Origin of the sequence: Microbacterium sp. NPDC076911 (assembly GCF_040687125.1) — a bacterium.
In the GTDB taxonomy this organism is placed as follows: Bacteria; Actinomycetota; Actinomycetes; order Actinomycetales; family Microbacteriaceae; genus Microbacterium.
This window is the reverse complement of sequence record NZ_JBFBMP010000001.1, coordinates 241150-260958: the sequence shown is the minus strand read 5'-3', so window position 1 is coordinate 260958 and position 19809 is coordinate 241150. Positions and strand designations below refer to the sequence as shown.

The 19809-nt window shown below is 61.8% G+C and carries 24 protein-coding genes, 1 other RNA gene and 1 pseudogene; 10 read left to right on the top strand and 16 right to left on the bottom strand.

Annotated elements, in window-relative coordinates:
- Positions 1-579: 579 nt before the first annotated feature.
- Positions 580-1746, top strand: a complete 1167-nt coding sequence (locus AB0O81_RS01255) for a tyrosine-type recombinase/integrase (protein WP_363580413.1) — start codon at positions 580-582, stop codon at positions 1744-1746.
- Here the strand turns inward: AB0O81_RS01255 and AB0O81_RS01250 are convergent.
- Positions 1743-2420 carry a class I SAM-dependent methyltransferase gene (locus tag AB0O81_RS01250; RefSeq protein WP_363580411.1) on the bottom strand — a complete coding sequence of 226 codons (678 nt, stop codon included), beginning with the start codon at positions 2418-2420 and terminating at the stop codon, positions 1743-1745. The genes AB0O81_RS01255 and AB0O81_RS01250 overlap by 4 nt on opposite strands.
- Positions 2417-3427: an NAD(P)/FAD-dependent oxidoreductase gene (locus AB0O81_RS01245; RefSeq protein ID WP_363580409.1), complete on the bottom strand. Its 1011-nt coding sequence runs from the start codon at positions 3425-3427 to the stop codon at positions 2417-2419. Before AB0O81_RS01245 ends, AB0O81_RS01250 begins: the two co-directional genes overlap by 4 nt.
- Positions 3428-3449: 22 nt before the next feature.
- Here AB0O81_RS01245 and AB0O81_RS01240 point away from each other — a divergent pair, with 22 nt between their 5' ends.
- The 3 genes and pseudogenes from AB0O81_RS01240 to AB0O81_RS01230 form a co-directional block, all read left to right on the top strand.
- The gene (locus tag AB0O81_RS01240) at positions 3450-4094 is read left to right on the top strand and encodes an XRE family transcriptional regulator (protein ID WP_363580407.1); all 645 of its coding nucleotides are present in this window, start codon (positions 3450-3452) and stop codon (positions 4092-4094) included.
- 119 nt (positions 4095-4213) lie between these two features.
- Positions 4214-5197: an endonuclease/exonuclease/phosphatase family protein gene (locus AB0O81_RS01235; protein ID WP_363580405.1), complete on the top strand. Its 984-nt coding sequence runs from the start codon at positions 4214-4216 to the stop codon at positions 5195-5197.
- A 5-nt stretch (positions 5198-5202) separates the two neighbouring features.
- Positions 5203-5308, top strand: a pseudogene (locus tag AB0O81_RS01230) (IS5/IS1182 family transposase); the annotation flags it as partial.
- Between the two features lie 54 nt (positions 5309-5362).
- On the opposite strand, the gene AB0O81_RS01225 reads toward AB0O81_RS01230, so the two are convergent.
- The gene (locus AB0O81_RS01225; RefSeq protein ID WP_363580905.1) at positions 5363-5590 is read right to left on the bottom strand and encodes a hypothetical protein; all 228 of its coding nucleotides are present in this window, start codon (positions 5588-5590) and stop codon (positions 5363-5365) included.
- Positions 5591-5637: 47 nt separating this feature from the next.
- Complete coding sequence (locus tag AB0O81_RS01220; protein WP_363580403.1) at positions 5638-6564, bottom strand: DMT family transporter; 927 nt, start codon at positions 6562-6564, stop codon at positions 5638-5640.
- Between the two features lie 72 nt (positions 6565-6636).
- Here AB0O81_RS01220 and AB0O81_RS01215 point away from each other — a divergent pair, with 72 nt between their 5' ends.
- Positions 6637-7542 carry a LysR family transcriptional regulator gene (locus AB0O81_RS01215; protein ID WP_363580401.1) on the top strand — a complete coding sequence of 302 codons (906 nt, stop codon included), beginning with the start codon at positions 6637-6639 and terminating at the stop codon, positions 7540-7542.
- A 262-nt stretch (positions 7543-7804) separates the two neighbouring features.
- Here the strand turns inward: AB0O81_RS01215 and ssrA are convergent.
- Positions 7805-8173: a transfer-messenger RNA gene (gene ssrA / locus AB0O81_RS01210) on the bottom strand.
- 186 nt (positions 8174-8359) lie between these two features.
- Between ssrA and AB0O81_RS01205 the strand changes: the two genes are divergently transcribed.
- Both AB0O81_RS01205 and AB0O81_RS01200 read left to right on the top strand, forming a co-directional pair.
- Complete coding sequence (locus AB0O81_RS01205; protein WP_363580399.1) at positions 8360-8956, top strand: hypothetical protein; 597 nt, start codon at positions 8360-8362, stop codon at positions 8954-8956.
- A 25-nt stretch (positions 8957-8981) separates the two neighbouring features.
- Positions 8982-9656 carry an SIMPL domain-containing protein gene (locus AB0O81_RS01200; protein WP_363580397.1) on the top strand — a complete coding sequence of 225 codons (675 nt, stop codon included), beginning with the start codon at positions 8982-8984 and terminating at the stop codon, positions 9654-9656.
- Between the two features lie 11 nt (positions 9657-9667).
- Here the strand turns inward: AB0O81_RS01200 and smpB are convergent, their stop codons facing one another.
- The 4 genes from smpB to prfB form a co-directional block, all read right to left on the bottom strand.
- Positions 9668-10144: an SsrA-binding protein SmpB gene (smpB, locus tag AB0O81_RS01195; RefSeq protein WP_363580395.1), complete on the bottom strand. Its 477-nt coding sequence runs from the start codon at positions 10142-10144 to the stop codon at positions 9668-9670.
- A gap of 92 nt (positions 10145-10236) precedes the next feature.
- Complete coding sequence (gene ftsX, locus AB0O81_RS01190) at positions 10237-11151, bottom strand: permease-like cell division protein FtsX (RefSeq protein WP_363580393.1); 915 nt, start codon at positions 11149-11151, stop codon at positions 10237-10239.
- Positions 11148-12227 (bottom strand): cell division ATP-binding protein FtsE, encoded by a 1080-nt coding sequence (gene ftsE / locus AB0O81_RS01185; RefSeq protein ID WP_363580391.1) that lies wholly within the window; start codon positions 12225-12227, stop codon positions 11148-11150. Before ftsE ends, ftsX begins: the two co-directional genes overlap by 4 nt.
- Positions 12228-12286: 59 nt before the next feature.
- Entirely contained in the window at positions 12287-13396 is a 1110-nt protein-coding gene (prfB, locus tag AB0O81_RS01180; RefSeq protein ID WP_363580389.1) for a peptide chain release factor 2, read from the bottom strand.
- An 82-nt stretch (positions 13397-13478) separates the two neighbouring features.
- Between prfB and AB0O81_RS01175 the strand changes: the two genes are divergently transcribed.
- The 3 genes from AB0O81_RS01175 to AB0O81_RS01165 all read left to right on the top strand — a co-directional run bounded on the left by AB0O81_RS01175 (position 13479) and on the right by AB0O81_RS01165 (position 15314).
- Positions 13479-14720, top strand: a complete 1242-nt coding sequence (locus AB0O81_RS01175) for an MFS transporter (protein ID WP_363580875.1) — start codon at positions 13479-13481, stop codon at positions 14718-14720.
- A gap of 86 nt (positions 14721-14806) precedes the next feature.
- The gene (locus AB0O81_RS01170) at positions 14807-15046 is read left to right on the top strand and encodes a hypothetical protein (protein ID WP_363580387.1); all 240 of its coding nucleotides are present in this window, start codon (positions 14807-14809) and stop codon (positions 15044-15046) included.
- A 58-nt stretch (positions 15047-15104) separates the two neighbouring features.
- On the top strand, positions 15105-15314 hold the full coding sequence (locus AB0O81_RS01165; RefSeq protein ID WP_363580385.1) for a PLDc N-terminal domain-containing protein: 210 nt from the start codon (positions 15105-15107) through the stop codon (positions 15312-15314).
- Between the two features lie 15 nt (positions 15315-15329).
- Here the strand turns inward: AB0O81_RS01165 and AB0O81_RS01160 are convergent, their stop codons facing one another.
- Genes AB0O81_RS01160 through AB0O81_RS01130 form a run of 7 tightly spaced genes read right to left on the bottom strand, consistent with a single transcriptional unit; the run spans position 15330 to position 19801 of the window.
- Positions 15330-15770, bottom strand: a complete 441-nt coding sequence (locus AB0O81_RS01160) for a pilus assembly protein TadG-related protein (RefSeq protein ID WP_363580383.1) — start codon at positions 15768-15770, stop codon at positions 15330-15332.
- Positions 15767-16249 (bottom strand): TadE family protein, encoded by a 483-nt coding sequence (locus AB0O81_RS01155; RefSeq protein WP_363580381.1) that lies wholly within the window; start codon positions 16247-16249, stop codon positions 15767-15769. The genes AB0O81_RS01160 and AB0O81_RS01155 overlap by 4 nt, the downstream gene beginning before the upstream one ends.
- Positions 16224-16634, bottom strand: coding sequence for a TadE family protein (locus tag AB0O81_RS01150; protein WP_363580379.1), 411 nt, complete (start codon positions 16632-16634; stop codon positions 16224-16226). Before AB0O81_RS01150 ends, AB0O81_RS01155 begins: the two co-directional genes overlap by 26 nt.
- A 3-nt stretch (positions 16635-16637) precedes the next feature.
- Positions 16638-16841: a hypothetical protein gene (locus tag AB0O81_RS01145; protein ID WP_363580377.1), complete on the bottom strand. Its 204-nt coding sequence runs from the start codon at positions 16839-16841 to the stop codon at positions 16638-16640.
- 31 nt (positions 16842-16872) lie between these two features.
- Positions 16873-17802 (bottom strand): type II secretion system F family protein, encoded by a 930-nt coding sequence (locus tag AB0O81_RS01140; RefSeq protein ID WP_363580375.1) that lies wholly within the window; start codon positions 17800-17802, stop codon positions 16873-16875.
- On the bottom strand, positions 17799-18656 hold the full coding sequence (locus AB0O81_RS01135) for a type II secretion system F family protein (RefSeq protein ID WP_363580373.1): 858 nt from the start codon (positions 18654-18656) through the stop codon (positions 17799-17801). The genes AB0O81_RS01140 and AB0O81_RS01135 overlap by 4 nt, the downstream gene beginning before the upstream one ends.
- Positions 18653-19801: an ATPase, T2SS/T4P/T4SS family gene (locus tag AB0O81_RS01130; protein WP_363580371.1), complete on the bottom strand. Its 1149-nt coding sequence runs from the start codon at positions 19799-19801 to the stop codon at positions 18653-18655. Before AB0O81_RS01130 ends, AB0O81_RS01135 begins: the two co-directional genes overlap by 4 nt.
- Positions 19802-19809 lie beyond the last annotated feature (8 nt).

The window sequence follows — 19809 nt, the reverse complement described above, 5'->3', positions numbered from 1 at the left end:
ATCACGTCTAGCGCCGCTCTTCGCTGTTATGAGCCGTTTTTGCGTCTCTGAACCTGGATGTCTTCACGTTTTCGAGCGTACTCAACACACCCGCTTCACGAGCGGCTGATGCGTTGGGTGTCGTGCAGTCAGGATGAAGCGAGGCGCGATTACAAACTCCGCATCGCGCCTACCCTGATGTCATGGCGACGATGAATGTGTCACTTCCTGACGCTCTGGAGCAGTTCGTGGCGAACAAATGAGCGAGCACGACGACGTCACGAGTAGCACGTTCGTCCGCCGCTTGAGCGGACGTGAGCAAGCTCGCACACATCTGCATGCACTCGTGGTAGAGGGCATAACGTTCGGCCGGGGATCCGAACTTGATGATGCGTACTTACACCAACTTCGCGAGCGCATCAACAACCAAGGCCCATTGAACTCTCCGACGTGACGCACACATAGGACGAGGACCGAGCGAACGACCGGACACTTCTCGCCGTCGCTCTGTCCATCAGCCGCCTTAGCGCTCGTGATCGGCGCAGTGCTCGACGGCGAACGGCTGTCCGCCGCTAGGTTTACTCTGGCCGCGAGGACGTCATGGGAAGCATCACGAGCTACGAGATCAGCGCTGGCCGCCGCTACCGCGCGCGCTGGCGCAACGATCGCCAACTGCAGGTCGAGAAGAAGGGCTTCCGCACGAAGCGCGAAGCTGAGCTCTACCTCGCGAACATTGGCGTCTCGATGTCGAAGGGTTCGTACACCGATCCCGGTGAAGCGCGCATTACCGTCGGCGCGCTCGGTGTGGATTGGTTGCGTAACAAGAAGCCCGCCATCAAGCCGTCGTCGTACCACTCCCTCGACGTGGCGTGGCGCGTGTATGTCTTCCCTCGCTGGGGCAACACGCGCATCGGCGACATCCGTCCGTCGATGGTGGAGCAGTGGATACGTGAGATCTCTGAAGGCAGTGCGATCACGAACCGCACGAAGAGCAAGGGCGTCGTCGGGCGCCCGCGGTCGGCGTCGATCGTCTACCGCAACCTTGGGGTACTCGCCGGCATTCTCGACACTGCCGTACGCGACGGTCGTCTCCCCCGCAACCCTGCCCGCGGTGCGCAGAACCTGCCGCCGAAGATTTCCGATAAGCCGCGCCGCTATCTCACTAACTCCGAGGTGATCCGGTTCGCTGGCGCGACGACGAACGACACTCACAAGATGATCGTGTTGATCCTCTCCTACTGTGGTCTTCGGTGGAGTGAGGCGATCGGGATGCACGTGCGCGACATCAACTTCCCGCGCCGCCGCATCCTTGTCAGTCGTGCGGCGGTCGAGGTGGATGGCAAGATCGTCGTCGGAGTGCCGAAGAACTGGGAGCGCCGGCTCGTGCCGTTTCCTGCGTTTCTTGAAGACCCGCTCAAGCGACTCATTCGTGGCAAGGGTCCCGAAGATCTTGTGATCTGCGACGCCGAAGGCAAACACCTGCGCCGGCCGAACACGATGGCTGGTCTCAACTCGTGGTTTGCGAAAGCGCTCGAGGCGGCCGACATCGATCGGCTCACCCCTCACGACCTGCGGCACACCGCGGCCAGCCTCGCGATCTCGTCGGGAGCGAACGTCAAGGCTGTGCAGCGGATGCTCGGTCACAAGTCCGCAGCGATGACCCTCGACACGTATGCGGACCTCTTCGATGACGACCTCGATGACGTCGCCGGTCGGATGAATCAGGGCGGACTCGACGCCAACGTCGGTCGTCTTTGGCCCGTCTAAGTGCCCGCTGGTCGGCGCACCTTGAGGATGGTGTCGACGAGGGTCAGATCTGTTCCGTCACGCCACGCGACGGGTCTGTCAACATGCTTCTTCGTCTCAATGGCCCAGCTGTCCGGTAGATCAAGCGCCGCGAGAACCTCGTCCGGTGTCGGCAGTGGCACAGCATCCTGGTCGTGATCACCGTGGACTGCGCCGGACGGAAACGCGCCGTGCCCGACGATGAGCAGGCGTCCGCCGGGCTCCACTGCAGACGCAACGCGACGCAGAATCACCTCGCGGGGTAGCGCGACGGGAGAGTGCAGAAAGGCGGCCGACACCAGGTCGTACGTCTCGGACGGATGCCACGAGGCCAGGTCGGCCTGCACCCATTCAATGCGATCCGACAGCCCCCGCTCGACTGCCGCCGCGGCTCCGACTGCCAGGGCTGTGGCGGATATATCAATGGCCGTCACGGTCCATCCTTTCGCGGCCATCCACAGGGCGTCCGCCCCTTCGCCGCACCCGAGATCGAGGGCTTTGCCCGGAGCCAGGCCTTCCACCTCACGCTCTACCGCCGCATTGACGCCGCCGCTCCAGACATGTCCGCTCTCGCCTCGCTGGGATAGGTACCGTGCCTCCCAGAACTCGGTGGGGTCTTTGATCGAGTCATCCATCGATTGATCCACGGTGGTCATTCTCCATTCCGGCGTGCGGCCTGCTGGGTTGCGGCGGCGACCTCTTCTGCCACGAACTCGCCATTGATCGCAAGGGCTGCGGTCGCACCGGATCCAGCTGCGATGGGCACGAGCGCGGCCGGGTTTGCGGCGTTTCCCACCGCCCATACTCCGTCAACGCTCGTCTTACCCGAGGTGTCAACGGTGGGCCACGATCCGAACGGGGTGTCAGTGAGCTCGACGCCGAGCTGCGTGAGCGGGTCGCCCAGGCTGACGAGTGCCGGCTCCGCGAACACCACATCGACTGTGGTCACCGTGCCGTCCGCGAGTGCGAGCCCGGTGACCTGGTTGTCCGTCGCGACGAGATGGGTGACTACTCGATCCTCCAGCCGCATCCCGCGTTCTTGCAGAACCTGCCTATCGGTATCGGGTATCGGTCCCGCGAGCGCTGTGAATACGATGAGGTCGGTCGAGTACGACCGCAGCATGTGCGCTTTGTGGAGACCCATCACAGATCCGAGGAGCACTCCGATCACACGTCCTGTGGCTTCGTAACCATCGCAGTATGGGCACGAGAAAACTCCTCGTCCCCACTGTTCGGCGAGCCCCGGAATGCCGGGCAGAACGTCGCGAGCTCCTGTCGCGACAATGAGGCGACGCCCAGTGGCGCGATCGCCGCTTTCGGTGACAACTTCGAAGCCCTCGGCGACGGCTCTTGCCTCCATCACACGGGTGTGCACGATTACTCCATCAACGGCCTGAACCTCGCGGTAGCCGTCAGCCACGAGGTCCAGCGGCGAGTAGCCGTCGCGGCTAAGCACACCGTGCATGTGCGGTGCGAATCTGTTGCGAGGTTCTTGCGCGTCGATCACCAGCACTCGGCGTCGTGCGCGAGCGAGGATGAGCGCCGCGCTGAGTCCGGCGGTATCTCCGCCGATAATGACCACGTCCCACCGCTCATCGGATATCGCGCGAAGCGAGGGGTCAACGGCAAGTTCAGGAACAGGTGTAGGGAGGTACTTCGTCATGGTCTCAGCCTGGTGTGCTGATATGTTGTCAGCAAATATTGATGCCAAATCAGCAAGAACGGACGACATGCTTGACGAATCGCTCGCTCTCATCGGACCCCGGCTGAGGAGTTGGCGGGAGAAACGCAGCATGACGCTCGCCGAGCTTTCCGAGACAACGGGGATCTCCTCGAGTACCCTGTCGCGACTGGAAGCGGGCAAGCGCGCACCCAACCTCGAACTCGTTGTTCCTATCGCTCGCGCGTTGAGGCTCGAGCTCGACGACATCGTGCCGCGCGCAGTGGCAGATCCGCGCGTCCAGCGCTCGACGAAGCGTGTCGGCGAGATCCGCTATGAATCACTCTCGCCTGAGTCCAGCCCTGTCCAGACCTACAAGGTCATTTACCCGGCAAACCCGAGCGGCACCGCCACGGTACCCGACCTGAAAGTGCACGACGGGCAGGAGTGGCTGTACGTGCTCTCCGGACACCTGCGGCTCGTCCTCGGCACGCAGGAAGTGAAACTTGGGGCTGGCGAAGCCGCCGAGTTCGACACCCGCATTCCGCACTGGCTCTCATCGGCCGGCTCAGAGCCCACGGAGATTTTGTCTATCTTCAGCAAAGAAGGCAAGCGCATCCATCTGCGAGCACGCTCGGCGCCGCGCTCAGAAGCCACCGTTGGCCATTAGTCCGTCGCCCGAGTGTGAAACGGTCGATGCTCCCGAAGTGTTTGCGCCGAAAATTTGACGGGGCGCCTGACGCGACGACTCGTCTACGATCCAGGAGCGGCGATGCCATGATGACTAAGATGAGCAGTCCAAATGCAGGCACCTCACGCCGTGGTCCGCGGCGGCGGTGGTTGATCATTTGGACAGCGGTCGCGGTGGTCATTTCTGTCGGCGCCGCTATGCTGCCCTATCTCGACATTCGGGGGATCTCCGCGATTCCGGTTGCTCAGGCACTTGTGCCCCTCGGAGCGGTTGTTCTGCTCCTACTCGGCATCACGTCGCTGGCTTTCCGTGCGTGGGTGGCGGCGTTGGTCTTACTCATCGGCGCAGTGATCAGCGGTGCACCCGCCCTCACGCCGCTTCACTCAGCCCAGGCGTCTTGTGAGACTGGCGCACCGCTGACTGTGTTGTCATTCAACGCCAAGCTCGCCGGAGCCAGTCCAACCGCACTGGCAGAACTCGTTCGAAAGACTGAGCCCAACGCCGTTGTCCTCCTCGAGACGGATGAGACGCTCATTGAGGCCGTCCTCGGCGAACACGAGCTCGCCAAGGTTTTACCTCACCGCACCCGCGAGGTCAGCCCGGGAGCGGCAAACGGGAGCGTGATCCTTTCCGCTTACCCGTTGTCGCTGAAGGAGAACATCCCCGGAAGCGAGTTCGACCAAGTCAGCGCCGTCACGACCCTTCCGGGAGGAAGCAAAGTCAGACTGGCTGCCGTCCATCCACCCCCACCGGTATGGCAGCCGAACGGCTGGTATTCCGGGATCGAAGACATTGCAATGTGGGCTAATCAGACCCCCGAAGCCCGCGTCGTCATCGCAGGCGACTTCAACGCATCATTCGCCCACCCCGTGCTTCGCCGGATGGCGTCTGGGTTGCGCTCCGCCGCCGAAGCGGCAGGACCTATCCCCTGGGCCACATGGCCAGAAGAGAAGCCCGTCCCCGCTTTCACAGCGATCGATCACGTCTTCGCAAGAGGTGCTACCCCCGCCGGCTGGGACAGTTTCTACGTCGAGGGCAGCGATCACCGAGCCGTTCTCGCTCAGTGGAATATTTGCGCGTAAACCCCCAGCGGCGGGTTCAACGCGACCGAGCAATGGCGGGGACTCGCTACCCGCTACGACAAGTTGGCGCTCACCTACCGCGGTGGTGTCGTTCTCCGAGCGATCACCCACTGGCTGAGGGCGACCACCGCATCACCTTGTGTTCACAGCGCGTCGGCCACGACATCAATCGATCTCGTTTACCGAACCTGGTTCCATACGGAACGCAACGCGAGCGATCAGCGCGGCTCCGCCGAGCAAACACAACCACGCAATCCCCCACGCAACGAGGCCAAGCAATGGGTTCGGATCAATCCATGCTTGAACCGCGCTGGTTCCCTTTAGGAGCATCCAGGCAAGGAAGAGCGCAATCAGAGCGCTGCCGCCGAGAACGAGTCCGAGTTGCTTTCCCATCCTTGGAATATACCGACACGACCACAGTTCCTTTTGGGAGCTACGACCTATTCGTAGACGAGAACTTTGGCTGTGCTCGCGTTGGAAAGCCGGTGGCGGCGCTCGATCGCTTGGCCAGCGTAGCTCGCACCGATAATGATCAGCGCACCGAAGGCTCCGAGTGGTCCGATCATCTCCCCTGCCAGCACGACTCCGACCAGCAGCGCCCACACCGGTTCGGATCCCAGCAAGATGCTTGCCCGCGCGGCCGAGGTGCGACGCACAGCCCAAAGCTGCACGACGAACGCAAAAACGGAGCACAGCAGGCCGAGAAATAGGACGTTACCCCACCCTCGCGGGCTGAGCCCCGAGACAACGGCGGGCAGGTTGGGCCCCGCGGCAAGGGAGAAGACCGGGGCGCACACCAGCATTTGAACGACCACGATTCCGAGAGAGCTGTCGGCGCGCCCGCGGGTGAGATGTCCACTAGCCGTGACGTGCACCGCTCTCACTGCGGCGGCGAGTATGACGAGCGCGTCGCCAACCGTAGGTAGCCGAAAACCACCATCCGAAACCAGGAGTGCGACACCGACGACGGCAGCCACCGCGGCCACAAAGTACGAGCGTGGCAGCCAAGACCGCGACGCCAATCCCTCAAGTGCAGGAGTCATGACGAGTGCGAGGCTGATGAGCAGGCCGGCGTTCGTGGCTGACGTGAGATGAACACCCCATGTTTCGAGGCCGATCACAGCGGCCTGTGTGCATCCAAGCACGCCCGCGATCAGCAAGCCCCGGCCTCTAGGAAATTTCTCTCGGCGTGCCACGAAGATCAGCGCGACGGCGACTGCGGCAACGTCGAAGCGAAGCGCAAGCGTTGGCAGCACACCGACTTCGGTTGCGAGGTCTTTGGCCGATAAGAAGCTCGCACCCCACACAGCGGCGACGCCCACAAGAAGGAGGTCAATCAGAGAGACTCGACGGATGCGGGTGGACACAGCTCTACTATCTGGGCACGCAACCCATAAGAACAACGGCCACTGTCTAAGTCGACCATTTAGTATCTACTTATGGATCCCGTACGACTTCGGCTACTGCGCGAACTGGGCGACCGCGGTAGCGTGGCGGCCGTCGCCGAGGCCGAGCACGTGAGCGCTTCAGCAGTGTCGCAACAGCTTGCAGCACTCCAGGCAGGTATTCCGGTGCCACTGACGCGCAAGAGTGGCCGCAATCTTGTTCTCACAGAGGCAGGCCAGGCACTCGCCAACGCGGGAATGCAAGTGGAAGTAGCGTTGGCCCTAGCTCGCGATGCGGTCGATTCGTTCCTTGATCAACAAGATCGGCCAGTAAGCATTTCGGCCTTTCACAGCGCGGGGTTCGCACTCTTCGGCCCGCTCCTCGGCGAACTCGCGGACGGCCCAGCCCTGTCGCTGCGCGATGCAGACGTGGCGCACAGCAAGTTTGGTGCGCTGACCGCCGACCACGACCTCGTGATTGCGCACCGTCTCGCCCACGATCCCGCATGGTCGTCGCGACTCAAGGTCACGCCGTTGTTCGTCGAACCACTCGACATCGCCATTCACGAGAACCACCCGCTCGCGTCTCAGAGCAGCATCAGCCCCGAACAGTTGCGCGATGAACACTGGATTTCTGTGCACGACGGATTTCCCCTGGCAGGAGTACTTGACCACCTCAGTGCGGCAATCGGACAGCCGATGCGCATCGATCACTACATAAACGAGTTTTTCGTCGCTGCGCAGATCGTGCGCAGCGGCACCGGTATCGCGATCATGCCGCGCATCACCGCAGCATCCCTCGCGACCGAAGGAATGGTTTTGCGCCCCATCACGGGCATCCAACTCGTCCGCCACGTCGATGTGCTCGCCCGCCCAGACTCCCTCGCGCTCTCACCCGTTCGCACCGTACTGACCGCACTGCGCAAAGTCGCCGCAACCGCGTCAGGCTACGACCAGTAGCAGCAACGCGGCCGCTGCCCCCGACCGATTCACCTCGGATCAGCGGCGCCGCATCTCGTCGGAATCATGTCCGAAACCCGCTACTCGCACGCCGCAAAACGCTCAAATGCTTCTTCGGGAATCAAAAACCGACTACCAAAAGCATTTGAAATGTGGGCGATTTGTGGGCGATTTCAATTTTGAGCGTCAAAAAAGCCCAACTCAAAGGGCCCAAATTCCGCGTGGTTACGCGGGAGTTGGGCCCTTTGGCGGTGACAACGGTTTGTGGAGATGGGGGGAATCGAACCCCCGTCCACTGCTGCAAGACTGCGTCTTCTCCGGGCGCATTCTGTGAGAACGTTCTGCTCGGCTCCTACTTTTGTCACAGACACCTAAGTAGACGAGCCCAGCCTGGGAAGAGTCCCGCGTGATGTCCAGACGCCATCACGCAGCAAGTTCCCTAGATGACGCTGGAATCCGTAGCGGGAACGCCTACGGTCCAACGGAGTTCAGGCTCGCTTATGCAGCGAGGGCGAACTCAGTGCGCTTTGCATCGGCACTTATAGTTTTGCAGAGATCGTTTACGAGATAACCCTGCATCCTCGGCCCGCTTCCCGCAGATTCACAGGCAATGTCGAAACCGATCATCCCCGTGGCCTCAAATGAGGTGTCCTTCTTTCGAAGGGGCCGTTGTCACTCTGTTGAATTACCAAGGTTGAACTACTCTGCATGGTTGCTGAAGCATCCAAGCATTTCAGGATACACCCCCTCAGAGACCACGTCGAGTTCGTGGCACAAGCTCGCGAGCGCCGACACCCTCATCGGGTAGCCTCAGCGAGTGAGCAAGCGAGCAATCTGGATCGTCGGGGCCATCATCGCAGTGGTTGCAGGCCTTGTCATCGGTCTCTTCGTTTTCGCAGGCGATGCTGACGAAGCTGCCACCGCCTCGCCGACAGCGACTGCAACGGCGACTCCGGCCCCAACGCAGTCGCCCAGCCCGACGGCCAGCGAGACGCCCACGCCGACAGCGATTTCCGTGACGTGCGCCACGATCTCTACCGATGAGTTCCACAGCATCATGGCCGAGAACGGCTTCGTCTCGTGGGAGACCACCGATGAACAGATCGGTGCACAGCCGTTTGATGCATTCCCCGGTGGCCCACCGGAGGACCAAATCGTTTGCAGGTGGGGAGAAGGGCAAGATATTCCCACCGACAACGTCATAGATCTCGCATGGGCACCCCTCGCCGCTGGAGATCAAAGCGGCGCACAGGACTATTTGGTTGCCCAGGGGTACACCCGCTCAAACCGCGACGAGGGGGCGCTTTTCAGCATCGACGGGGGCGACGGGTATCTCTTCACCGACTCCGATGTTCGTTGGGCTCCGCAAGCGGACTATCTGCAGTACATTCAGTCGCCCGACGCTGCTCAATAGCAATCCGAAAAGCTAGGGTCGAAGCATGAGTGATGTGGTCATCAGCGTCAGGGGCGAACACGAGGCCCGCATTCCCCCCGAGCTAGCAACCGCGCGGATTTCTGTTCGCGCCGAGGGCCCCGAGCGCGGTCCCCTCGTTGAGAAGATCACCTCACTGACAAAGCCAGTGCGTAACGACCTCGAGGCACGCGATGCTAACGACACCATCATCGAGTGGTCGAGCCAGCGAGTGTCGATGTGGTCAGATCGCCCCTGGTCGGGGGACGGACAACGGCTCGCGCCCGTGCACTATGCCTCCGTCGATTTTTCCGTTGTCTTCTCCGACTTCGCAGCCCTATCGTGGTGGGCGACCGGGGTTATCGAACGCGAGGGCGTCGAGCTGCGCACCATCGACTGGCGCCTCACCCCGCAAATGCACGCCGCTACCGAAAAAGTCGTCGCTTCTGCGGCTGTGCGACATGCTGTTGATCGCGCAACCGCATATGCCGAGGCTGTCGGGCTCACCACAGTAAGGCCCGTTGAAATTGCCGACGTGGGCCTGCTCACCCGCAACGTGGACGCCGACCCGGCACAGGGTGATCGGCGTTTGATGGCAACCTCATTCGATGGCGCGCCGATGGCGGACGGACAGGGTCTCAGCCTGCAACCCGTTGACATCGTAGTGTCGGCGACGGTCGAGGCACGCTTCAGCGCGAGCTGACTAAGACGCAGTCAGTCGCCCATGCGGTTGCGGCTGCGCATGGCTCGTTCGGCTTCGCGCTTGTCTTCACGCTCGCGAATCGTCTGACGCTTCTCAAACTCGCGCTTACCCTTCGCGACGGCGATCTCCACCTTCGCGCGGCCATCCGAGAAATAGAGCTTCAGCGGAACCAGCGTGTATCCACCCGCAGAGACCGCATGTGAGATCTTGACAATCTCTTCCTTGTGCAGCAGGAGTTTGCGAACTCGCTTGGAGGAGTGATTCGTCCAGTGCCCCTGCGAATACTCCGGAATATGCACGGCATCAAGAAAGACCTCTCCGCCGTCGATGTAGGCGTAGCCATCTGAGAGGTTTGCTCGTCCCTGCCGAAGCGACTTCACTTCAGTGCCGGTGAGCACCATGCCTGCTTCGTACGTCTTCTCAATGGCATAGTCATGGCGGGCACGACGATTGGTCGCAATGACCTTTTCACCGCGTTCCCTTGGCATGCCGACTCCTTGAGATAGTTGAGCTGTGCGTCGCACCTCGATGCGACAGCCCTCCAGCATAGCAAGAGCGCGGACCCGTGGCGCAGCGCGGCCTATGCGCGAAGCCAGCGCCTGATCGCGAAACCTGCCGACAACCCTGCCAACACCACCCCGAGCACGATCAGCACAGGAATGACCAGCCAGGCCTCGTCCATGCCGACCCAAGTCGTGACGAAGTCAATGCGGTTGCGCAAGTAGTCATTGACGCCGAAGTGGACGCCCGCCAACACTGCCCCACTCGCCAGCATCGAACCGATCAATGCTGCGAAAACACCTTCGAGAACGAACGGAAGTTGAATGAAGCGATTTGATGCGCCCACGAGCCGCATGATCCCCAACTCCCGCCGTCGCGCATACGCCGAGAGTCGAATCGTGGTAGCGATGAGCAAGACAGCAGCCACCAGCATGAGAACTGCGATGCCCACGGCGATGTAGGTAGCGACCGTGAGCGCAGAGAATAGTGGCTCTAGGTATTGCAGCTGATCAAGCACTTCTTCAACGCCGGCAGTGCCCGTGAACGCTTCCAGAATGATGTCGGAGTCCCGTTGATCAATAAGGTTGATCCAGAACGTCTCGTTCATCTGCTCTGGGGTGATCACGCTCGCGTAGTCGTCCCCGAGAAGCTCAATGACGTTGTCATACGCTTCTTCGCGCGTTTCAAAGCGCACGTCTCCGATCAGGCTTGACAGCGCTGCACTGTCAAGTGTGCTTTGCACCTCATCAATCTGGTCTTGATTGGCAACCCCGTCAGCACATGTGGACGCTTGCGAGATGTCAGTGCACATGTAGATGGCGACTTGGGCGCGATCTACCCAGAAGTCTCGCATTGTGCCGATCTGCATCTGCATCAGCATTGCAACACCGACAAACGTCAAAGACACGAAGGTCACCAAAACGACCGAGATGACCATCGACACGTTGCGGCGTAAGCCCGAGAGCGCCTCGGACAATACCAACCCGAACCTCACGAGGTGGGCCCCACTTCACTCTGGTCATCGTCATCGCCGAGACCGAGCTTGTCGGCCAGGCCCAACTCTGCGACATCGTACGCACCCGTGTCATTTTCAGCGGCAAGGTCCGCGAGCGACACCGGGCCGGTCGAGGCCTGCGCGGAAGGAGCCCCCTCGGCGACCGACTGGGTCGTGCTCGGTTCATCTACTGACGTCTCGGGCTGAGCCTGCGGAGTCGTTGACGCCATGGGTTCGGCCTCGCCGTGAGCGAGTTCAGCCTCGGCGGTCTCGGGTGCTGCCTGAAGCAACGCAGCCTCAGCGACCTCACGCTGCACTTCGAGCACGGCTGTGAGCGCAGCAACTGCCGCCGCTCCCCTTTCGGGTAGCGGGGCCAGCGAAGGCAGGCCCGATCTATCGCCGTACCCACCGTGGCGCTCATCTCGCATGATCACACCGTGACGTAGCTCGATGACCCGGCGCTGCATTTGGTCAACGAAGCCTGCCTCGTGAGTGGCCATGACCACGGTTGTACCGCCCGCGTTGATTCGTGCAAGCAACTGCATGATGTCGACTGACGTGGCGGGGTCGAGGTTTCCGGTCGGCTCATCAGCGAGCAGCACCGGGGGCCGATTCGCCAGTGCACGGGCAATTGCCACGCGCTGTTGCTCGCCGCCGGAGAGTTCGTGCGGGAAGCGCTTCTCTTTGCCCGCCAAGCCGACCAGAGCGAGCACCTCGGGCACCGCTTGTTGAATGAAACCTCGCGATGAGCCGATCACTTGCAACGTGAAGGCAACGTTCTGAAACACCGTCTTGTTTGGCAGGAGTCGAAAATCCTGAAACACCGCGCCGATATGGCGCCGAAAGTAGGGTACTTTGCGGTTCGACAGCGTCTTGAGGTCGCGCCCAAGCACGACAACGCGTCCTTCAGAGGGCGTGTCTTCACGCAGGATGAGCCGCAGGCAGCTCGACTTTCCCGAACCGGACGCGCCGACGAGAAACACGAACTCGCCGCGGAGCACTTCGAAGTCGACGTTGTGCAAAGCCGGCTTCGCCGTGCCGCGATATTTCTTGGTGACGTTCTCGAACCGGATCATGGCCTAACGAGCCTAAGCCGCTGTTCGGCTGAGCGCCTGCGCGACACGGGGCTAGCGAATCAATCCTCGATCTTGCGCTTGCGCCAGCGGATTCCCGCGGCGATGAAACCGTCGAGGTCGCCGTCAAACACTGCCGACGGGTTATTGACTTCATGATCGGTGCGCAAATCTTTGACCATCTGGTACGGCGCGAGCACGTAAGAGCGCATCTGATCGCCCCAGCTCGCGGTGATGTTGCCTGCCAGCTCTTTCTTCGTCGCCGCTTCTTGCTCTTTTTGAAGAAGCAACAAGCGGGACTGCAAAACGCGCATGGCTGCGGCGCGGTTTTGGATCTGCGACTTTTCGTTTTGCATCGATACAACCGTGCCGGTTGGAAGGTGCGTCAGTCGCACCGCGGAGTCCGTCGTGTTCACCGACTGCCCACCCGGGCCCGACGAGCGGAAAACGTCTACCCGAAGGTCGGCTTCGGGAATGTCAACCTCGACGGCTTCTTCCATGAGCGGAATCACTTCGACGGCCGCAAAGCTTGTTTGGCGTTTGCCGGCCGAGTTGAAAGGGCTCATGCGAACGAGTCGATGGGTACCAGCTTCAACGCTCAGCGTGCCGAAGGCATAGGGTGCGTCGACCTCGAACGTTGCCGATTTGATGCCGGCCTCTTCTGCATATGACGAGTCCATCACAGTGACTTTGTAGTTGTGCTGCTCTGACCAACGCAGGTACATGCGCAAAAGCATCTCGGCGAAGTCCGAAGCGTCGACGCCACCGGCGCCCGCACGGATTGTGACGACGGCGGGCCGCGCGTCATACTCGCCGTCGAGCAGGGTCTGCACCTCGAGGTGCCCCATCACCGCGGTCAAATCGGCGAGCTCTTTGCGCGCTTCATCGGCCGACTCTTCGTCGTCCATCTCGTTTGCGAGTTCGACGAGCACCTCAAGGTCGTCGAGGCGTTGCTGGATCTCGTTGATGCGCTTGAGCTCGCTCTGGCGATGGCTCAGTGCGCTCGTGACCTTCTGCGCAGCATCCGGATCGTCCCAAAGATCGGGCACGCCCGCAGCCTCGCTGAGGCGTGCGATTTCAGCGGTGAGTGCGTCGACGTCAACCACGGCGCGGATATCACCGAAGGTCGAGCGCAGCGCCTGGATTTCAGCGGAAAGATCGAAGTCAAGCATGACAGTCCAGACTAACGTGGAAAGCGTGCCAGACCATCGCCAACCCGTGACAGCACGCGAAGTGCTGTGGGGATTCGGTCCGATGATCTACGGACCAACGTTGCTCTTTGCGCTCGGCGAAGGGGCGATCATCCCACTGATCCCGGTAATTGCCGCAGAGCTGGGGGCCGATGTCGCTACCGCCGCGCTCGTAGCTTCAGCCCTTGTGATTGGGCAACTGGCGGGAAATCTTCCCGCTGGATGGGCTGTCGCGCGCCTCGGCGAACGAATCACGATGGCGATCGCTGGCACAATCGCGATCGTGGGTGCGGTCACAATGGCGCTCGCGCCGTCGCTGGGCGCGTTCGCGCTGTCGGTGTTGCTGATTGGCTTCTGCGCCGCTGCGTTCGGTCTGGCACGGCATTCGTTCATGACGACGAGAGTGCCGCTCGCCTACCGCGCTCGTGCGCTGTCATTGCTCGGCGGCACTTTTCGTTTGGGCATGTTCGTCGGTCCGTTCGTGGCAGCAACACTGCTTGCAATCTTCGGAGACGAGCGCGCCGCGATCTGGTTCTTTGCCGCATGTCTTGTCGCCACGATCTTGCTCGTACTGCTCGGCCCCGACCCAGAGGCAGAGTTCGCGGTGCGTCAGCGATTCACTATCCCCGTGAGCGACGTCGAGGATACCGGCGAAGTCGTGACGGGCTCTATCCCGATCACCGAGCGCGTCGGCGTCTTTCGCACGATGTGGCGCTACCGCCAACTGCTTTCACGACTAGGGCTCGCTGCAGCCTCGCTTTCCGCCGTTCGCTCTGCGCGACAGGTTGTGCTCCCGCTCTGGGGCGTCTCGATCGGCTTGGATGCGCAGACGATTGCACTCGTCGTCGGCATCTCGGGTGCTATCGACTTCGCACTGTTTTATGCCAGCGGTCAGGTAATGGACCGCTTTGGCCGGCTGTGGGCTGCACTGCCCGCCATGCTGCTTATGAGTGGGGGGTTCATCGCCCTCGCATTCACGCACGATCTTGACCAATCAGCAATGTGGTTTTCGATGTTTGCCGCAGTACTCGGAGTCGGCAACGGGCTGTCGAGCGGAATTCTGCTGACACTGGGCGCCGACGTCGCGCCCAGGGCGAACCCGGCACCTTTTCTCGGCTCCTGGCGCACTCTCACAGACGCGGGCGGAGCGTTCGCGCCACTGCTTGTCTCGGCGATCGCGGCGGTGTCGACGCTCGCTGTCGCAACCGGCGCAATGGGAGCAATCGGTGTCCTCGGCGCAATCGCGTTCGCCCGCTGGGTGCCTCGCTTCGTGCCACGAGCGCAGTCCGGCGGTGCAGGCACATGAGTGAGGTCATGAAATTCTGCCAAAGCCGCAATGCATCCCGTCGGTGCACTCGCGCGCTCGGGCACCCCGGTCTGCACAAGCATCGAATGATCATGTGGGTGGATGCTGCCGCCGACCCGCCGCGCTGCGCAGGCTCAGCCGCGCCCAGCGTCCCCGCATCGACCATGGCGGACGGATATCCCGACGGGCGGGGGCGGTGCGTTCTCTGCCACCGTTTCGTCGAGATCACCGGTAACGTGCTCGCCGAGCACAACACCTTCGACCCCGCCGAGACAACCGACGCGTACAACCGACGCCGCGAATGGTTCAACACAAATGGCTTCTGAGCATGGCCGAAATCACCACCGCTGAGGCATGATGGAAGCTGGCGCGAAAGGAATCACAATGACAACCAAGAAGGTTCGCACTCCTGCTGGACGGGTGGGATTCGGCGTTCTCACGATCGCCCAGCTTGCATTCGCGTTTCTCGCCCTTTGGGACCTTCGCATGCGCCGCGACCGCGACGTAAAGGGCCCCAAGTGGGTGTGGGTTCCCGCGATCATGGTGAACTGGATCGGACCAGCGAGCTACTTTCTCTTCGGCATCAAGCGCTAGTGCACTAGTTCCCACTCACCGCAACGCGGTGCGACTGGTAGCGGTGGATTCCAATCCCACACCGTCAGGCACGAACAGCGTCATCACCGGCGGTCGCCAGGTCTGAGCCACGGTGACCTGCGCAGAGATCCCGTCGGGCGATGACGCCGCAACAACGCTCGCACCTCGCCCGACGGCATCCACCAGTACACGAGCCTCTGCAAGAACGGCGTCCGAACTCAGCTCCGCAATCGCAGTGCCGTCTCGCACGGTCAGCGTGAAGCTATCAGCCGCCGCGATCGCGGCTGCGTCGGCCACCGCGTCCAAACGCTTCTGCGCAATGTAAAGACTCGTCGCATCGACGCACACCAGAGTCACAATGATGGCAAGCACCGCGTATCCCAGAGTCAGGATCAGGATGCTGCCCTCATCGTCATGCTGAGCTGAGGGTGTTCTCGCCGCCGAGCGCCCAGTCATCTCGTCGTTCCCCAGAAGCGTGACATTTTCTGCGCCGCCGTAGCTGCTACGGGCACGGTTGCTATCCCATCAATGCCGAGGACGGAGGGCATCAGCGGCAGCGTGACCGTGGTGGTCAGGGTCACGATCACTGTTGCGCCAGCGGACGGGCAGGCTGCTTCGACGGGGCGACACTCCATTGCGAATTCGACTCTGTCCGGCTCCATTCCATACGATTCTGCGACCGAGGCGAGGACGCGATTCGCGCCCGAGCGCGCGTCCTCTATGTTCGAACTCGTCGCAATCGTTCTCGCGATGTGGCGAGCACCTGCCTCTGCACCTAGCGTTTGGCCTTGAATCTGACCGAGCGCGAGAATCAAGTACACCAATGGCACCAGCAGAACTATGCCGACGAGAATGAACTCCAGCGCCGCTGAGCCTCGCTCGCTGTCAGTTGCACCTTCGCAGATGGGGTCAGTCGAAAGATTCTGCGGGTGCACTCGCGACCACCTCCAGCGCATGCGGGGCGCCGAAGAGACCTACCAGCGGAAGGCTCGCCGTGACCCGCATCTCGACGGCAGTATGGCCGAGCGCAGTGGTGGTTCGCACGGTGACATCCGTCGCGTAGTCCGGCCCCACCGTGCGCGCGACTATCGCTCGTGTGCGGGTTGCGCCTTCACTCAGCGTGGTGTCGGCGAGCGCCGCGTGATAGGCGCCTTCCACAGCTGCGTCGTGCACAACATTGCGCACATAGGTCGCAAGGCCAAGCTGCAGTACCCCGAGAGTCAGGAATGTGAGTAAGGCGCCCACGAGTACAAACTCGACGGGGCTCGACCCTCGATCATCGCCCGAATCTCCAGCTAAGCCGTCACCAATGATCAGCACCGATCAGAAGCCTGAAACACTGGAGATGGCCTGTTCGAACAGACCGGCAAGTGCCGGGCCGGCAAGCGCCCAGATCACGACGACTAAGCCGGCAGTCATGAGGGTGATCAGCACCCATCCAGGCACATCGCCGCGCTCATCATCGGCGAATTCAGCTGACGCCTTGCGCGCTCGCCCCGCTAATATTTGTAGGTAGTGACGAATCATCTCTCTCCTTTGATTTGCGCAGAAACCTGCACTAGCCGATTCCGAGTCGAAGCATGAAAATGCCGGGGAACACAGCGAACAACACGCTGAGGGGCAGGATCAAAAACACCAGTGGGACCAGCATCTGAATTTCCTTTTTCCCCGCGCGCTCGATGAGTGAACGTTTCGCCTGTTCGCGTGAATCAAGCGCCTGAGCGTGCAGAACCTGGGCGAGTGGCGCCCCGCGATCAATTGCGGAAATCAGCTGATCGATGGCGCGCGAAGTAGCGGGAATCTCCAACGATCGCGATAGGCGCGCCAGCGACTCACTCAGCGAAGACCCTGTGCCTACCGACACAACTACAGTGCGAATCTCCGCACTGAAATCACCAGCGCCAGCGTTGCCGACACGACGAAGCGAGTCGAGGATGCCCTCCCCTGCCGCAAGGCAAAGCGCAAGAAACTCAAGCACGGTCGGCACTTCTTCTTCAATGCGCGCCACGCGCGCGTTCGCGGCGCGGGTCAGCATGAAGTCACAAGCAAAAAAGCCCGCGAATGCGGCCAAGATCGGCACAGCTCCAAGCGAAACCGAACCTCGTCCGCTCAGAACCAGCAACACCACCAACGCGGCCCCAAAGAACAGCCCGCCAACCGACCAAACCAGCTGACGGCCCCGGAACGCAGTGGTATCGACCGGCTTGCCCGCCTGACGCAAGCGCCGCACGAGCGATAGGTCCCCGCCGGCGAGGCGGGCAAAGCGGGACTTGAAAGCGTTCCATAGCTCACCGATCTGCCCCGCGCTCGGCGACGACGGCGTGATTCCTTGCGGATCAGTGATGTCACGAAGGTAGGGACCGATTCGCTGCGAGAGCGATACTGCGCCCCATCTCGGCGCCAGCGAAACCAGAAGGCAAACTCCCAAGCCGAGCGCAGAGCCAAACAGCACCGCAAACGCTGCGTCGTTCAGGGCCAAGGCGCTCACCCGAACCACCGCCGCGGCTCAGGCAGGCGCCCGATTGCCAGCATTACGCGATACGCGACGACAGAGACGGCCGCGCCCGCCACGATGAGCACCACACCTTCCGCGCTCGCATAGGCACCTCTTGCTTCGGGGCGTGACGCTAGCAAGACCAAGATCACCCACGGCGCGGCTACGCCCAGACTCGCAGCGCCCCGCACCCACGATTGTTTGGCCGCCACTTCGGCGCGCAGAGCCGCATCAGCGCGCACAGACTCTGCGAGCGCGCGCAACACGCTTATGAGCTCAGTGCCACCGACCTGCCGCGCCATGCGGAGGGTCTCGATGATCCGATCCGCTACCGGGTCAGCGAGCCTTTCTTCCAACGCGATGGCACTCGAATCAAAGTGGCCAGATGCTGCGATATCGCTAGCAAATGCGGCAAAAGCCGGTCGAAGCGTCAGCGGCGCAGAGTGCGCCAACGACGACACCGAGTCACTCAGCGACATTCCCGCGCGCACCGAGGCAATAAGCAAGCTACACACGTCTGACCACAACGCACGACGGGTGCGGAGCAGACTGAGGCGTCGCGCCCGCAGCCACCAGAACGGCGCCGCGATCCCAACAGCCGCACCGACTGCAGTGAGCGCGAATACTTGGGTACTCAGCCACGCAGTGGCCGCCGCAATTGCGCCCAGCAGCATCGAGAGCGCCACAATCGATAGCGGCCTTACTCGGTCTAGGCCAGCCTCTTCGAGCATGCGAATAAGCTGCCGTGAACCACGCGACGCTTCGCGATGTGCGCGTGCTGGCCACATCCAAGGCGACGCAGTCAGCAAGATTCCTGCGGCAAGTACGGCTCCCCAAAACAGTGTCATTGGCTCTCCGCTCTATAGAGCGTGCGGGCACCGATGCCACCATCAACGACTCCCGTGGGCTGTACGATCTCCACGACCCGCCGTCTTCCGGCGGCATCGCGATGACAGTGCGCCACGAGATCAACGGATGCTGCCACCGCAGGCAACACGAAAGCGGCATCGATATTACGTCCGGCCAACAGCGGCAACGACGCAAGCTTCGTAAGTGCTTCTCCAGCGGAGTTTGCGTGAATTGTTGCGGCGCCTGGCACGCCAGTGTTCAACGCCAGTACCAGGTCAAGTGCTTCGGCATCGCGCACTTCACCCACAACCAACCGATCTGGTCGCATGCGCAAGGCCTCTTTCACAAGCCGCCGCAACGTCACCTCGCCGGTGCCTTCTAAACTTGGCTGCCGGCCCTGCAGAGAAACCAAGTCTGGCGATCCGACGGCGAGTTCGAACGTCTCTTCTACGGTGACGATTCGCATATGAGGAGGGCACTCCGCAATGAGAGCACCGAGGAGAGTGGTCTTGCCTGCGTGAGTCGCACCTGACACCAGCACCGATTTGCCATCGACCATTGCCTCGCGCAACAGTGTGGCCGCGATCGGTTCCACCGCGCCGCTCGCCACAAGCTTGGTGAGATCACGAAACTGCGGCAAGAACTTTCTCACATTCACCGCCCAATGTCTCCGGGTGATATCTGGGATCACGACATGGAGGCGGCTCCCGTCCATCAGCGACGCATCCACAAACGGCTGACTCAAATCAACGCGTCGTCCGCTTGATTGCAGCATCCGCTCGACAAGGTCGCGCACCGCCGTGTCGGTGAGGGTCAAGGGCACGCGCTCCGTCACGCCGCCTCTTGCCACGAATATGCGATCTGGTGCATTGATCCACAGTTCCTCCACTGTGGGATCGTCGAGATAGGGCTGAAGCGCACCATATCCCGCCACCGTCGCGAGCACTTCACGCACGCACGCAGATTCGTCGTCGACAGGACGAAGCCCTCGGGCGAGAGCGAAGTCGTTGTGCCGACGCACCTCCGCCCGAGCAACTCGCGCTGCAAACTCCGGGTCGCGAGCGGGGTCGGCTTGTTCTTCGCGCAACCGTGCCCGAACGCGGTCTGCCACGAGAGCAGCGGGTGCAGGAGTAACGGTGGTCACCGGAGAAT